The organism is Ruegeria sp. K7 (genome assembly GCF_056531785.1).
Genome location: NZ_JBQFMJ010000011.1, coordinates 29003 through 43327 on the forward strand (window position 1 = coordinate 29003; position 14325 = coordinate 43327).

Here is a 14325-nt window from a genome sequence, read left to right on the forward strand (position 1 = left end):
GCCGATGCCAGACTTGTGATTGCCACATCTCTCGAACCTGTGAAAACTGGTCCCTAATTCATCAGGAGATCAATGAGATGCGTAACCTCTTTTTGACGACCACATTCATATTCACAGGAGCTGTCGCCGCGATGGCTGACGATATCATCAAAGTAGAGACAGCCAAATCCGTGTCTGAGGCGATGGACGCGCTCGAGGCCGCAGTCGGCAATGCGGGCGCCACGGTTTTCGCGCGTGTCGATCACGCAGCGGGCGCCGAGAAGGTGGGTATGACCATCCCGGCAAATCAGGTGCTGATCTTCGGCAATCCGGCGCTGGGCACACCTGCCATGCAGGCCGACCCGCGCGCAGGTCTGTTTCTGCCGCTGAAAGTGCAGGCCTACGAGGACGAAAACGGGCAGGTCTGGCTGGCCTATGAAGACCCGAAAGAGACCATGGACGAACTTGATGCGGTCGAGAAATCCCCGGTCATCGAGAAAATGCGTGGGGCACTGGCCAAGCTGACATCGGTCGCCGCCCAGTAGTCAGCTCAGGGCGCGAATGGCCTCGTTCAGATCGATCGCGCCGTCATAGAGCGCCCGGCCGGAAATCGCGCCGTTAAGTTCGACCCCGCAATCACGCAACGCGATCAGGTCGTCCAGCGAGCTGACACCGCCCGATGCGATGACTGGGATCGACACGGCGAGGGCCAGCGCCGCTGTGGCCTCGATATTGGGGCCCTGCATCGCCCCGTCGCGGTTGATGTCGGTGTAGATGATCGCGGCAACGCCCGCATCCTCGAAGCTGCGGGCCAGATCCGTGACCTGCACATCGGTTTCTTCGGCCCAGCCCTTGGTGGCGACCATGCCATTGCGCGCGTCGATACCGACGGCTACATGGCCGGGGAACTCTTGTGCCGCTTGACGCACCAGATCGGGGTTCTCGACGGCGACAGTGCCCAGAATGACACGCGCGAGCCCCTTGTCGAGCCATGTTTCGATTGTTGCCATGTCCCGGATGCCACCACCCAGTTGGGCGGGCACGTCACAGGCTTTCAAAATCGCCTCGACCGGAGCGGCATTGACGGGTTCCCCTGCGAAGGCGCCATTCAGATCGACCAGATGCAGCCACTCGCAACCCGCTTCGACGAAGGCGCGGGCCTGCGCTGCGGGGTCTTCATTGAACACTGTGGCCTTGTCCATTTCACCGCGCAGCAGGCGCACGGCCTGGCCGTCTTTTAGGTCGATGGCGGGGTAGAGGATCATGTCAGGCGGCCCTATATCAAAGTTATCCGCGCGGGATATCGCACACACAGGGCAGGGGATGCAACGCGACGCAAAGTCAATCTTGCCCGACGGCGACCGGCGCGCCAGACTGCTTGCAAAACAGGGAGGATATCATGAAGAAATTCGTTCTGGCCGCAGGGTTTGCCGCCTTGGCAAGCAGCGCTTATGCGGCCGATCCGGTTGATGGCATCTGGAAAACCCAACCCGGTGACACCGGCGGGTATCTGCATGTTTCCATCGGATCGTGCGGCAGCGCCGTCTGCGGCACCATCGACACGGCGTTTGATGCCAACGGCGATGAGCAGCTGGACTACGAGAATTTGGGCAAACAGATTATCTGGGACATGGTTCCGGAAGGTGGCGGGGCCTATGACAACGGCAAGATCTGGGCGCCAGACCGCGACAAGACCTACAACTCGAAAATGACGCTGGACAGCCAGAACCAGCTGACCGTGAAAGGTTGCGTTGCCGGTGGCCTGATCTGCCGTGGGCAAACCTGGACACGCGTGCAATAGACCGTCACGGAGCCCAGGTCAGGAAATTTCCGATCATACGCAGGCCGACATCCTGACTTTTCTCGGGGTGGAACTGCATCCCGACCATCGTGTCACGGCCAATCACGGCCGTGACCTCTTGGCCGTAATCCACATAGGCTAACCGCTGCGCCGGGTCCGTCACGCGGAAATGGTAGGAGTGCACGAAATAGGCGTGATCGCCTGATTTCACCCCTTCAAACACCGGGTGTCTGCTTTCCAGAACCAGATCGTTCCAGCCCATATGTGGTACTTTCAACGTATGGTCTGACGGCTCGATCCGAACCACGTCGCCCGCGATCCAATCCAAACCATCGGTTTCACGGTATTCATGGCCTTTCGAGGCCATCAGCTGCATGCCCACACAGATACCCAGAAACGGGCGACCCTTTTGTTCGACCGCCTCGACCATCGCGTCATAGATACCCTTATGGCCGCGCAGTTCGGCCGCACAGGCTGGAAACGCACCATCGCCGGGCAGGACCAGCCGATCGGCCCGCGCGACAACATCTGCGTCCGAGGTCACGACGACCTCACCCGCATTCAGTTCACGCGCCATGCGCTGAAACGCCTTTTCAGCGGAATGCAGATTGCCGCTTTCGTAGTCGATAATGGCAGTCAGCATCTACAATGCGCCTTTGGTCGACGGAATCGCATCGGCCTTGCGCGGGTCGGTCTCAACCGCCAGCCGAAGGGCACGGGCAACCGCCTTGAAGGCGGCCTCGGCGATATGGTGGCTGTTGAAACCGTGTAACTGATCTATATGCAGGGTGATACCACCATGGGTGCTGAGCGCCTGAAAGAACTCGCGCACCAGTTCGGTGTCGAAGGTCCCGATCTTGGGTGTCGGCAAATCCACGTTCCAGATCAGGAACGGACGGCCCGACAGATCCAGCGCACAGCGCACCTGAGCGTCATCCATCGGCAGGTGGCACTCGCCATAGCGGCGGATACCCTTCTTGTCGTCCAATGCCTGCGTCAGCGCCTGACCCAGTGCGATGCCTGTGTCCTCGACCGTGTGGTGATCGTCGATGTGATAATCGCCCTTGGCGCGGATCGTCATGTCGATAAGCGAATGGCGCGCCAGTTGGTCCAGCATGTGATCGAAGAAGCCAACGCCGGTCTGGTTGTCATACTGGCCGGTGCCGTCCAGATTGACCTCGACCGTGATCTCGGTCTCGGCGGTCTGACGGCTGATCTTTGCGCTGCGCATGGGCGAATTCCTTTTGATACAGGCGCGCTTATAGACGGGGATCGCCGGGCATATCCAGACCAAGCATCACATGCGCGCCAAACTGTTGCAGGGGATTGCGCCCGGGCGCGGCCCATGCCAGCCTGCGCGCAACTCAACAAACAGGGTCAACCCCATGTCCACCTGCGTTTTCATCCAGATCCGCTGCAAACCCGGTTCCACCTACAAGGTCGCCGAAGAAATCGCCCTGCGCGAAATCCATTCCGAGCTTTACTCGACCAGCGGCGAATACGACCTGCTGCTGAAACTCTATATCCCCGAAACCGAGGATGTAGGGCACTTCATCAACGAAAACCTGCTGGTGATTCCCAATATCGAACGATCCCTGACCACGATGACGTTCAAGGCGTTCTGAACGTTACCCCAGCTCGAACGTCGTGATCCCATAGATACGGTGCAGATCAATTTCCGGCGCGTGGCTGGAATACATGCGGCCGGTTTCGAACACTTTGGTCAATCCCAGTTGTTGCGCCATCGCCATCGCCTGCGTGTTGGGGTTGGGCATGTCGATAAAGACCTCGGCATTCATCCGGTCAGCCGGAAGCGTCATCAGCAGCGACACCAAAAGCGCCTGCGCGATCTCGGGTGTGTCCGCAAACAATGGCCCGACCTTGTACCCGGCCAAACATCGGCGCAGCGTTGCATAGCCTCTGATCCGGCCGCCTGCCTCAAACACCCGCGAGGTATGGTTGGGTGCATCCAGCCAGGCCTGCAGGAACGTGTCGCGCGGGGCAGGGAACAGGCCCCGATCATAAGACTTCAGCTCATCCGTAAGTGTGTCGATCAGTGAAACCTGACCGTGGCCGGAACGGCCCAGGGCGTTGAGGATTTCACCCGCTGTGCCCGAAAAGCGGTAGTTGTCATAAGCCAGTTCGAACCCGAACTTCCGGTAATTGTCCTGCTGTTCGACGACCCCGTCCATGCCCATGTTCCGATGTTCGCAATGCGCCTTGACGGCCTCGGCAACCTGCATCCCGTAGCCCGATCCGCGATATTCGGGCAGGACGATGTAAAAGCCCAGGAACGAATAGGTGTCGTCGTAATTCACCGCCGAGGCCGACGCGATCATCTTGCCATCCAGAAATCCGCCCTTGAACCCTTCGGGATCGGAGCTGCGGAGCCACACCGCGTCGTGAAGGCCGGGGTTCCAACCTTCGCGGGCGGCCCAATCAACAGCCGTCTGGACCTCATCCGCTGTCAGAGCGCGAATTACGTATTCTGGCATGGCGCATCTCCGTCGTGATTGCGTGCGACCCGAGAATGCCGCAGCAGATAACAAAGAACCAGAAATTTAAGGGAGGTTGGTATCTGGAGCGGGCGAGGCGATTCGAACGCCCGACCCTAACCTTGGCAAGGTTATGCTCTACCCCTGAGCTACGCCCGCATCAGATACAAATGTTGGTCCAAAGACCTCTCAATGGAGCGGGCGAGGCGATTCGAACGCCCGACCCTAACCTTGGCAAGGTTATGCTCTACCCCTGAGCTACGCCCGCGCCGTTGAGTGAGGCGTGAAGTATAAATTCTGGCGCAAAGCTGCAAGAGGAAAAACGCATCTTCTGCAAAATTTCTTTTCTGGAGACGGAAATCCGGACCCCATCCGTTCAACTGTCTGAACACGTCAGGAAAGAACGGCGGAGGAGACAGATGAACCCGAAAGAAACCCTGAAACTCTCGGTGCTGGTTGTTTCGATGTTCATGGCGGGCATCGTGGCGCAGGCCGGTGGCGACAAAGGGCAGACCGCCCAACAGATATGGCAGCCTGCATGCCCGGTTGAAGTCAAGGTGCTGGCCGGCTGATCCTAAAGTGCTAGCACGAGGTTGGTGACCGCAGCGACCAGAATGGCGGCAAATGTCAGCAACATTCCCGTCCGGCGCAGAATCACGATCTGAGGTGTGCGCCCGAATCCGTAGGCATGCAGCAATCGTCCGGACAGAATCGCCAAACCCATCAGGTTGACCAGAACGCCCCCCGCACCTTGAATTTCGGCCATGGCGATCAGCAACAGCGTGAACGGCGCGTATTCGACGCAGTTGGAATGCGTGCGGATGGCCTTGATCAGCGCCTTGTTGCCGCCGTCGCCGACCGAGATTTGCCCCATAAACCGCTGCCGGATGACGTTAAGGCTGAGCGCGAGAAACAGGAGGGCAATCAGCGCGGCGTAGATCGGGGTAATGGTCAGCATGGCGTGGCTCCGCTGGGGCATGAAAAAGGGCCGCGCAGTGTCCTGCGCGGCCCGGCTGACTTTAACCTGTTTGTCGGCTTATTCCAGTTCGACCAAAAGGTCCTTTGCGTCAATCTGGCCGCCGGGCTGAATGTGAACCGCTTTGACCACCGCATCGCGTTCGGCATGGATGCCGGTTTCCATCTTCATCGCTTCGATGGTCAGCAGCAGGTCGCCTTCCTTGACCTCCTGACCAGCGGTGACTGAAACGGTCGCGACAACGCCCGGCATCGGCGCGCCGATATGGTTGGGGTTGCCGGCCTCGGCCTTGAGCCGGGCCTGCGTGGTCGAAGTTACCAGACGGTTCGGCACCCGGATGACGCGGGGCTGACCATTGAGTTCAAAGAAAACTTTGACCTCGCCCTTTTCATCGGTCTCACCAATCGCCTGACAGCGGATTTCCAGCGTTTTGCCCGGATCGATTTCGGCCGTGATTTCTTCGCCCGGCTCCATGCCGTAGAAGAAGGTGCGCGTTGGCAGGGTCCGGACCGGGCCGTAAACCCGGTGGCGGCCCATGTAGTCCAGGAAGACCTTGGGATACATGAGGTATCCGTTCAGATCCTCGTCATCGACCTCCTTGCCTTCCAGTTGCTTCGACAGTTCGGCGCGGGTAGCCTCAAGATCAACGGCGGGAACGTCCTTGCCGGGGCGCTGGGTGTTGGGCGCTTCGTCCTTGAGGACCTTCTTGATGATCGTATCGGGGAACCCGCCCGGAGGCTGACCCAGATTGCCGCGCATCATGTCGACGACAGAATCCGGGAAGGCCACATCAGTTTCGGGGCTTTCCACGTCGGCGCGGGTCAGCCCCTGGCTGACCATCATCAGCGCCATGTCACCGACCACCTTGGAGGACGGCGTCACCTTAACGATGTCCCCAAACATCTGGTTCACGTCGGCATACATCTGCGCCACCTCGTGCCAGCATTCCTCCAGCCCAAGCGAACGCGCCTGCGCCTTGAGGTTGGTGAACTGGCCGCCGGGCATCTCGTGCAGGTACACTTCCGATGCAGGGGCCTGCAGGCTGGATTCAAAGGCCGCGTACTGGCCGCGAACGGCTTCGAAGTAATCGCTGATCTCGCGGATGGCCTTGATATCCAGTCCGGTGTCACGCTCGGTATGGCGCAGCGCCTCGACAACGGTGCCCAGCGTCGCCTGGCTGGTGTTGCCGCTGAAGCTGTCCATCGCGCAATCCACCGCGTCCACGCCCGCCTCGGACGCGGCCAGAATCGTGGCGCTGGCGATACCGGCGGTGTCGTGCGTGTGGAAGTGGATCGGCAAACCGACCTCTTCCTTCAGCGCGCGGATCAGGATTTTGGCCGAGGCCGGTTTCAGCAGGCCTGCCATGTCCTTCAGACCCAGAATATGCGCACCTGCGTCGCGCAGCTCTTTCGCCATGCCGACATAGTATTTCAGGTCATACTTGGCGCGATCGGGGTCCAGAATGTCACCGGTATAGCAGACGGTGCCTTCACAGATCTTGCCGTTTTCAACCACCGCATCCATGGCCACGCGCATGTTCTCGACCCAGTTCAGCGAGTCGAATACGCGGAAGACGTCGATATTCTTCGAGGCCTGACGCACGAACTCCTGCACCACGTTGTCGGGGTAGTTGGTATAGCCAACACCGTTCGCGCCGCGCAGAAGCATCTGTGTCATCAGGTTCGGCATCGCCTCGCGCAGGTCACGCAGACGCTGCCACGGGCATTCCTGAAGAAAGCGATAGGCCACGTCAAAGGTCGCGCCGCCCCAGCATTCAACACTGAACAGTTGCGGCAGGTTCGCCGCATAGGTCGGTGCCACCTTGATCATGTCGATTGACCGCATCCGGGTCGCCAGCAGGGATTGGTGGCCGTCGCGCATGGTGGTGTCGGTGATCAGCAACTGCCGCTGCGCCTTCATCCAGTCGGCCACGGCCTGCGGGCCCTTCTGCTCCAGCAGGTTGCGGGTGCCCATTTTGGGCTCACCCTTCAGGGCAGGGGGCCTGGCCTCTTTCAGATCGGCGCGCGGTTCGGGACGATCCTTGGTCTCGGGGTGCCCGTTCACGGTAATGTCCGCGATATAGGTCAGAACCTTGGTGCCCCGATCCCGACGGCGTTTGAACTGGAACAGGTCTGGCGTCGTGTCGATGAACTTGGTGGTGTATTCGTTCGACAGGAAGGTCGGGTGCTTCAGCAGGTTGATGACAAAGTCGATATTGGTGCTGACGCCGCGGATGCGGAATTCACGCAGCGCGCGGTCCATCCGATGGATCGCCTTGTCCGGCGTTGGTGCCCAAGCGGTCACCTTGGTCAGCAGCGAGTCGTAGTACCGCGTGATCACGCCGCCCGCATAGGCCGTGCCGCCGTCCAGACGGATGCCCATACCCGTGGCCGAGCGATAGGCGGTGATGCGGCCATAATCGGGGATGAAGTTATTCTGCGGGTCCTCGGTGGTGATCCGGGTTTGCAGGGCGTGGCCGTTCAGTTGAACGTCCGACTGGCTGGCGGCCCCGGTCGCCTCGGCCAGCGTCTTGCCCTCGGCGATCAGAATCTGGGCTTGTACGATGTCGATGCCGGTAACTTCCTCGGTGACGGTGTGTTCCACCTGAACGCGCGGGTTGACCTCGATGAAGTAGAACTTGCCGGTTTCCATATCCATCAGGAATTCGACCGTGCCCGCGCATTCATAGTTCACATGGGCACAGATCTTGCGGCCCAGCTCACAGATTTCGGCACGCTGCTCCTCGCTCAGGTAAGGGGCGGGGGCGCGTTCCACGACCTTCTGGTTCCGGCGCTGGACAGAACAGTCGCGTTCGTAGAGATGGTAGATCTCGCCATGCTTGTCGCCCAGAATCTGCACTTCGACATGCCGGGCGCGGGTGATCATCTTTTCCAGATAGCCCTCGCCATTGCCGAATGCGGCTTCGGCTTCGCGACGACCTTCCAGGACTTTCTCTTCCAGTTCGTCCTCGGACTCGATCGGGCGCATACCGCGCCCGCCGCCGCCCCAGGACGCCTTGAGCATCAGCGGATAGCCGATCTCGGCGGCTTCCTTGCGGATCGCGTCCATGTCATCGCCCAAAACCTCGGTCGCCGGGATCACCGGAACTCCTGCCTCGATGGCGACACGACGGGCACTGGCCTTGTCGCCAAGCGCGCGCATGGTCTCGGCCTTGGGACCGATGAAAGTGATGCCGTTCTGGACGCAGGCATCCACGAAGTCCGGGTTCTCCGATAGCAGGCCATAGCCCGGATGGATCGCATCCGCTCCGCATTCTTTGGCGACACGGATGATCTCGTCTATGCTCAGATAAGCGGCAACCGGCCCCATCCCCTCGCCAATGCGATATGCCTCATCCGCTTTAAAGCGATGCAGGCCAAGCTTGTCCTCCTCGGCAAAGACGGCAACGGTGCGTTTGCCCATCTCGTTGGCCGCGCGCATCACGCGAATAGCAATCTCGCCGCGATTGGCGATCAGGATCTTTTTGAAGTCGGTCATGTCAGGTCCCGGTCTTTATGGTGTGGCCGTGTTCATAGGCGGACAATACGCGCACGTATATCAGTCGTTCTGGGTAGAACCGGCATGTTATCGCTCGCAAACGCCGCCTGTTGGCGCAATCTACTTACACATGCTGCGATGCAGCATCAATATTTGTGATTGCAGATGTCACATTTTGTAAACTTGCGAGGCCCAACTGGCCCATATTGGCCTTCAGATCCTGCCGCAGGATGTCGATGACATGAGCGGGGCCGCGTTCGCCTAACGCCGCCAGACCAAAGAGAAACCCGCGCCCCAGCATGACAAAATCCGCGCCAAGGGCCAGCGCACGAAGGATATCCAGCCCACCTTCAATACCACTGTCAAAGATAATCGGCAGGTCCGTCGCTGCGCGTATGGCCGGTAGCGCATCGATACTGGCGGGCGCGCCGTCAAACTGACGGCCACCGTGATTCGACACCCATATGGCGTCAACGCCCGCCTTTTGCAGCGAAACGGCATCTTCCGGCCGCAGGACGCCTTTGACGACAAATGCACCATCCCAGTTGTCGCGCAGCCAGGATACGTACTCCATGTCCGGCGACGTTCTCAGAAGATACCCGATATGTGCCGTAGGAGGGAGGTTGAGGCTACTGTCCGAATACTTCTCGAGCGTGCGCATTCTGGGTGGTCCCTTACGCAGCATCCCCATGGCCCAGGCCGGGCATCGCGAAATCTGCGCCAGCAGGCGCGGCGTCAGCCTTGGCGGATGTGTCAACCCGGACCGCACCTGCCGTTCGCGCCGAGATGCAACCGGTACATCCGCAGTCAGCACCAGCGTCCGGAATCCCGCATCGCGCGCGCGGGCCAGCATATCGGTGCGGATGTCGGGATCCCGTGGCGGATACAATTGAAACCAGGCGTTTTCGCCGATGTGGCCGGCCAGATCTTCGGGCATCTGGCTGGCGACCGTTGACAAGGTGTAGGGAATGTTGGCCGTGGCCGCAGCGCGGGCCAGAATGCCTTCGGCATCCGGCCAGACCAACCCCGACATTCCAATGGGGGCGATACCGAACGGCAGGGCGCTGTCGTGATCCAGCAGCTTCTTGCTTGTGTCGAACTCCAGTTCGCCATGCAGGATCGACGGGGTCAGTGTAACCCGGTCCAGCGCTTCGCGGTTGCGCCGGATCAGGGTTTCAGCGCCGGTGCCACTTTCCACAAATTCCCAGACAAAGCGCGGTAACCGACGCCGCGCAAGTCGTTTCAAATCGGCAATGCCGGGATATGCACTGTGCAGGTCCATGAGGATTGATCCGATTTGCCGCGCGATTCGGCAAGTTTTTCAAGCGGCTGTCGAGGAAGACGGTTTGATTTTGGCCCCCTTGTTCCGAACCAGGCTGTCCCCGATGTCTGCGCCGCAGGACGCGGAACTGGCGACCTGCACCTGATTTCGGCCCCGGTCCTTGGCGGTATAGAGCGCTTCATCCGCCGCGCGCGGAAGATCCTGCGGCATGACTTCGTGCGCCGGGCAATAGGCGACCCTAACCGAAATCGTAATGCGGGGCAGGGATTTTTCACTATATCTGACCGCAACGGATTCAACCGCCAGCCGTACTTTTTCTGCGCGGGTCAAGGCATCGACGGACCTGCCAATTATCTTCGACAGTGGTATTGAAGGTGAGCTGGACATCCTTCGCGCGGGTACGGCGTAAATCCCCCAACCCGCAGCCGCCGTTAGGGCGCTGAGCATCAGCATAACACCTACAATTTTCAGCCGCGAACTTCGCACTGCCCATGTCGCCTGCTTCGTCATATGCTCTCCCACAGCAATGGACGGGGCATCAGAAACAAGCTTTTGCAGAAAGGTAAGATCGCCGGATGTACACAAAGGTTTTGTCTGGAAACCAGTATATTATCTTCTGCGATTTCTTTGTGAACAAGCCGTGAACAAACCCTTTCCCTCGGGCCGCATCCGGCGTAGTTTGGGGGCATGAGCAGTTTTGACGAAATGGACGCCTTCGAGGGCGCATCGCTGTCCCAAAAGGCAATGGCCGCGCGTGCCGTGCCTTACCTGGATGATCTCAACCCGGCGCAGCGCGATGCAGTAGAACGGCTTGACGGTCCGGTTCTGATGCTGGCCGGGGCAGGGACCGGCAAGACCAAGGCTCTCACGACCCGGATCGCGCACCTGCTGAATACCGGTCGCGCGCGCCCCAACGAGATCTTGTCGGTGACATTCACCAACAAGGCTGCGCGTGAAATGAAAGAGCGTGTCGGCCGCCTGCTCGGCCAGCCCGCCGAAGGGATGCCGTGGCTTGGCACGTTCCACTCGATTTGCGTCAAGCTGCTGCGACGCCACGCCGAACTTGCGGGGCTGAAATCGAACTTCACGATTCTGGACAGCGACGACCAGTTGCGCCTGCTCAAGCAACTGGTTCAGGCGGCCAATATCGATGACAAGCGCTGGCCTGCGCGAATGCTGGCGGGAATCATCGATGACTGGAAAAACCGTGCACTGACACCCGACAAGGTCCCTGCTGCTGATGCCGGAGCCTATAATCACAAGGGCGTCGACCTTTACGCCCAGTACCAGACCCGTCTGCGCGAGCTGAACGCGGTGGATTTCGGTGATCTGCTTTTGCACATGGTCACGATCTTTCAGACACATGCGGATGTGCTGGAACAATACCAGCGGTGGTTCCGTTACATTCTGGTGGACGAGTATCAGGACACCAACATCGCCCAGTACCTGTGGCTGCGGCTGCTGGCCGGCGGGCATAAGAACATCTGTTGCGTAGGCGATGATGACCAGTCAATCTATGGCTGGCGCGGGGCCGAGGTTGGCAACATCCTGCGGTTCGAGAAGGACTTCCCCGGCGCCTATGTCGTCCGGCTTGAACAGAACTACCGCTCGACCCCGCATATCCTCGCCGCCGCGTCGAATGTCATTCGCGGCAATGAAAATCGCTTGGGCAAAGAGCTTTGGACGGCCGCAAAAAACGGAGAAAAAGTTTGCTTATTGGGCCATTGGGATGGCGAGGAAGAGGCGCGTTGGATCGGCGAGAAGATTGAAGAGCTTGTTAATGGTAGTTCGCCTCATGCAAAACGGCGGGAAAACTCTCGATCAGAACAAATGATGAAGGAAGTAGAGCGCCTCGACGAGCTGGGTGCACTACGAGCGCTTAATAGCAGAGAGCAAGTGCTTGATCAGCTAAAGGAGCACAAAAGTTTCTTTGCAGAAGAAGGCTTTTGGGGGGGAGAAGTTAACAAAGACCTCGTTTGGGAACTGACAATGAGGCAGCAAGAGGGGCGTTCTTTAGAGGTAGTTTTCCAAAAATTTAACCTCAATGAAATCGCCATTCTCGTGCGCGCCAGCCACCAGATGCGTGCCTTCGAGGACCGGTTCCTGACCATTGGATTGCCCTACAAGGTCATCGGCGGTCCGCGATTCTATGAGCGGATGGAGATCCGCGATGCCATGGCCTATTTCCGGCTGGTCATCAGCCCCGAAGACGATTTGGCGTTCGAGCGGATCGTAAATACGCCCAAACGTGGCCTCGGCGACAAGGCGCAGCAGACGATTCAGGCGACCGCCCGACAGAATGGCGTCTCTCTGGTCGAAGGCGCGCGGGTCGCGGTCGAACAAGGGCTGATCAAAGGCAAGGGCGGCACGGCCTTGCGCCAGCTTGTCGATGGGCTGGCCCGCTGGAACGCAATGACCCGGGGTCCAAGGATCGAGGTTGACGACGATTCCGTCATTGATGATGGCACCGCTCCCACGCGCTTTGGCGAACCGGAACATACTCATATCGAACTGGCGCAGATTATCCTCGACGAATCCGGCTATACGGCGCACTGGCAGAACGACAAGAATCCAGATTCCCCGGGGCGGTTGGAAAACCTCAAGGAACTGGTCAACCAGCTGGACAATTTTGAAAACCTGCAGGGCTTTCTGGAACATGTCAGTCTGGTGATGGATAACGAGCAGGAATCGGATGGCGCGAAAGTGTCGATCATGACCCTGCATGCCGCCAAAGGTCTGGAATTTCCCGCCGTGTTCCTGCCGGGGTGGGAGGACGGGTTGTTCCCCTCGCAGCGGTCGATGGACGAAGCTGGCCTCAAGGGTCTCGAGGAGGAACGGCGGCTGGCCTATGTCGGCATCACCCGCGCGGAGGAGGTCTGCACGATATCCTTTGCCGCCAACAGGCGCGTTTTTGGTCAGTGGCAGAATTCGATGCCGTCCCGATTTATCGATGAATTGCCCGAAGATCATGTGGAGGTTCTGACGCCTCCGGGTCTCTACGGTGGCGGTCAGACCACGGCCGGGATCGAAACCCGCGCCGCCGAAGCAAACGTCTACAACTCACCCGGCTGGAAACGGATGCAGGCGCGGCAGGGTCAGTATGGCATGTCGCAACCGCGCGAAAGCCGCAACACCGTCATCGATGCGACCGCGGTGGCCAGTTTCACGCTGGGCGAACGGGTATTCCACCAGAAATTCGGCTATGGCGCAGTGATCGGTATCGAAGGGGACAAGGTCGAGGTCGATTTTGACAAGGCGGGCATGAAGAAGGTCGTCTCGCGCTTTCTGTCCGCCAAGGATGACGTTCCGTTTTAAAGGCCTTCGACCAGAACCATGTTTGCCGTCGCGGTCTCGTGCCGGATTTTCGCCAGTTCGACGTAGTCGGGATCGTCTTTCCATGCCTTTGCGGCTTCGATCGACGGAAACTTCATAAGGACTATCCCTTCCTCAGCCCAGGTGCCTTCGATCACGTCCACTGGTTTGGATGATACTGTCAGCAGACGACCTCCGTGCCTGTCAAAGACCGGCATGAACCCTTCAAGGTATTTCTGGTATCCGTCTGGGTCGTGAATTGTGATCTGGGCGATGAAATATGCAGCCATTGGAAACTCCTGAAACTTCGGTTCCGGCTTCACCTTACACACACAAGCACAAACAAAAAACGGCGGTTCCCAGGGAGGAGGAAGGGGAACCGCCGTTCTTTTCAACATCGAGGCAGGGAGGAGGAAGGCCCCGATGTATCCGAACCCGGGTCTGATCCCGGTATGAGGAAGACGCGGCGACACAAGGGAGGAGAATAAGTGTCGCCGCGTGCTTTCAACATCGGGGTAGGGAGGAGGAGAGCCCCGATGTGTCATGTCCCGGCTGTCAGGGCCGGTATTTGGGGCGGCAGCATCAGGGAGGAGGAGAGATGCCGCCGCCGAAATGCAGGTCCAAAGGGAGGAGGACGGACCTGATCTCGGTAAACTGTTATGCGCTTACTGCGCGGTGTAATCCGCAGCGGCCTGCAGGGCCAGTTGACGGATCATCGAGCGTTGCAGGCCCAGATCGGCCAGTTCGCGGTTCGACAGGCCCGACAGCTCGTTGAGTGTCTGGCGGTACAGGCGATAGCGAACAAAACGTGTTTTTACTGCTTCAAACAGTGCCACCAGCCCGGTTGCCGGTGCATTGCCAAGCGCGGAGTAGTTGGTTGCGACTGCCATTTTCAATGCCTCTGACTTGATCGTTTGCCGAAGTGTTTCGGCGTTTGCTTGAGGATGAAAATAGGCAAATGCTGCAGATGCACAATAGCGGG

15 protein-coding genes and 2 tRNA genes are annotated in these 14325 nt (G+C 59.3%); 5 read left to right on the forward strand and 12 right to left on the reverse strand.

Annotated elements, in window-relative coordinates; translation table 11 throughout:
* Window positions 1–77: 77 nt before the first annotated feature.
* Window positions 78–524 (forward strand): DUF302 domain-containing protein, encoded by a 447-nt coding sequence (locus ACR0FE_RS16615; RefSeq protein ID WP_480914009.1) that lies wholly within the window; start codon window positions 78–80, stop codon window positions 522–524.
* Here ACR0FE_RS16615 and hisA read toward each other — a convergent pair whose 3' ends face one another.
* Window positions 525–1244, reverse strand: coding sequence for a 1-(5-phosphoribosyl)-5-[(5-phosphoribosylamino)methylideneamino]imidazole-4-carboxamide isomerase (gene hisA / locus ACR0FE_RS16620; RefSeq protein WP_480914012.1), 720 nt, complete (start codon window positions 1242–1244; stop codon window positions 525–527).
* 134 nt (window positions 1245–1378) lie between these two features.
* Here hisA and ACR0FE_RS16625 point away from each other — a divergent pair, with 134 nt between their 5' ends.
* Complete coding sequence (locus ACR0FE_RS16625) at window positions 1379–1780, forward strand: DUF2147 domain-containing protein (protein ID WP_170615181.1); 402 nt, start codon at window positions 1379–1381, stop codon at window positions 1778–1780.
* A 4-nt stretch (window positions 1781–1784) separates the two neighbouring features.
* Here the strand turns inward: ACR0FE_RS16625 and hisH are convergent, their stop codons facing one another.
* Both hisH and hisB read right to left on the reverse strand, forming a co-directional pair.
* A complete protein-coding gene (gene hisH, locus ACR0FE_RS16630) occupies window positions 1785–2423 on the reverse strand; it encodes an imidazole glycerol phosphate synthase subunit HisH (protein ID WP_480914013.1) in 639 nt (212 codons plus the stop codon).
* Window positions 2424–3011 carry an imidazoleglycerol-phosphate dehydratase HisB gene (hisB, locus tag ACR0FE_RS16635; RefSeq protein ID WP_480812239.1) on the reverse strand — a complete coding sequence of 196 codons (588 nt, stop codon included), beginning with the start codon at window positions 3009–3011 and terminating at the stop codon, window positions 2424–2426.
* A 154-nt stretch (window positions 3012–3165) separates the two neighbouring features.
* On the opposite strand from hisB, the gene ACR0FE_RS16640 reads away from it, so the two are divergent.
* Window positions 3166–3405, forward strand: a complete 240-nt coding sequence (locus ACR0FE_RS16640; RefSeq protein WP_170615187.1) for an Lrp/AsnC ligand binding domain-containing protein — start codon at window positions 3166–3168, stop codon at window positions 3403–3405.
* Between the two features lie 3 nt (window positions 3406–3408).
* Here the strand turns inward: ACR0FE_RS16640 and ACR0FE_RS16645 are convergent, their stop codons facing one another.
* From ACR0FE_RS16645 to ACR0FE_RS16655, 3 genes are all read right to left on the reverse strand, one after another.
* Window positions 3409–4275 (reverse strand): GNAT family N-acetyltransferase, encoded by an 867-nt coding sequence (locus ACR0FE_RS16645; RefSeq protein ID WP_480914015.1) that lies wholly within the window; start codon window positions 4273–4275, stop codon window positions 3409–3411.
* 84 nt (window positions 4276–4359) lie between these two features.
* Window positions 4360–4434, reverse strand: a tRNA-Gly gene (locus tag ACR0FE_RS16650).
* 34 nt (window positions 4435–4468) lie between these two features.
* Window positions 4469–4543: transfer RNA gene (locus ACR0FE_RS16655), tRNA-Gly, on the reverse strand.
* Window positions 4544–4694: 151 nt separating this feature from the next.
* On the opposite strand from ACR0FE_RS16655, the gene ACR0FE_RS16660 reads away from it, so the two are divergent.
* Window positions 4695–4847 (forward strand): hypothetical protein, encoded by a 153-nt coding sequence (locus tag ACR0FE_RS16660; RefSeq protein WP_170615191.1) that lies wholly within the window; start codon window positions 4695–4697, stop codon window positions 4845–4847.
* 2 nt (window positions 4848–4849) lie between these two features.
* On the opposite strand, the gene ACR0FE_RS16665 is transcribed toward ACR0FE_RS16660, so the two are convergent.
* The 4 genes from ACR0FE_RS16665 to ACR0FE_RS16680 all read right to left on the reverse strand — a co-directional run bounded on the left by ACR0FE_RS16665 (window position 4850) and on the right by ACR0FE_RS16680 (window position 10541).
* Window positions 4850–5233: an MAPEG family protein gene (locus tag ACR0FE_RS16665; RefSeq protein WP_170615194.1), complete on the reverse strand. Its 384-nt coding sequence runs from the start codon at window positions 5231–5233 to the stop codon at window positions 4850–4852.
* A gap of 78 nt (window positions 5234–5311) precedes the next feature.
* Window positions 5312–8749: a pyruvate carboxylase gene (locus ACR0FE_RS16670; RefSeq protein ID WP_480914017.1), complete on the reverse strand. Its 3438-nt coding sequence runs from the start codon at window positions 8747–8749 to the stop codon at window positions 5312–5314.
* A 124-nt stretch (window positions 8750–8873) separates the two neighbouring features.
* On the reverse strand, window positions 8874–10031 hold the full coding sequence (locus ACR0FE_RS16675; RefSeq protein WP_480914019.1) for an alpha-hydroxy acid oxidase: 1158 nt from the start codon (window positions 10029–10031) through the stop codon (window positions 8874–8876).
* Window positions 10032–10070: 39 nt separating this feature from the next.
* Complete coding sequence (locus tag ACR0FE_RS16680; RefSeq protein WP_480914021.1) at window positions 10071–10541, reverse strand: GGDEF domain-containing protein; 471 nt, start codon at window positions 10539–10541, stop codon at window positions 10071–10073.
* A 177-nt stretch (window positions 10542–10718) separates the two neighbouring features.
* Here ACR0FE_RS16680 and ACR0FE_RS16685 point away from each other — a divergent pair, with 177 nt between their 5' ends.
* Window positions 10719–13346: an ATP-dependent helicase gene (locus ACR0FE_RS16685; protein ID WP_480914023.1), complete on the forward strand. Its 2628-nt coding sequence runs from the start codon at window positions 10719–10721 to the stop codon at window positions 13344–13346.
* On the opposite strand, the gene ACR0FE_RS16690 is transcribed toward ACR0FE_RS16685, so the two are convergent.
* Both ACR0FE_RS16690 and ACR0FE_RS16695 read right to left on the reverse strand, forming a co-directional pair.
* Window positions 13343–13633: a DUF1330 domain-containing protein gene (locus ACR0FE_RS16690; protein WP_480914025.1), complete on the reverse strand. Its 291-nt coding sequence runs from the start codon at window positions 13631–13633 to the stop codon at window positions 13343–13345. The genes ACR0FE_RS16685 and ACR0FE_RS16690 overlap by 4 nt on opposite strands.
* Before the next feature lie 375 nt (window positions 13634–14008).
* Window positions 14009–14233 carry a DUF1127 domain-containing protein gene (locus ACR0FE_RS16695; RefSeq protein ID WP_480914028.1) on the reverse strand — a complete coding sequence of 75 codons (225 nt, stop codon included), beginning with the start codon at window positions 14231–14233 and terminating at the stop codon, window positions 14009–14011.
* Window positions 14234–14325: the final 92 nt, after the last annotated feature.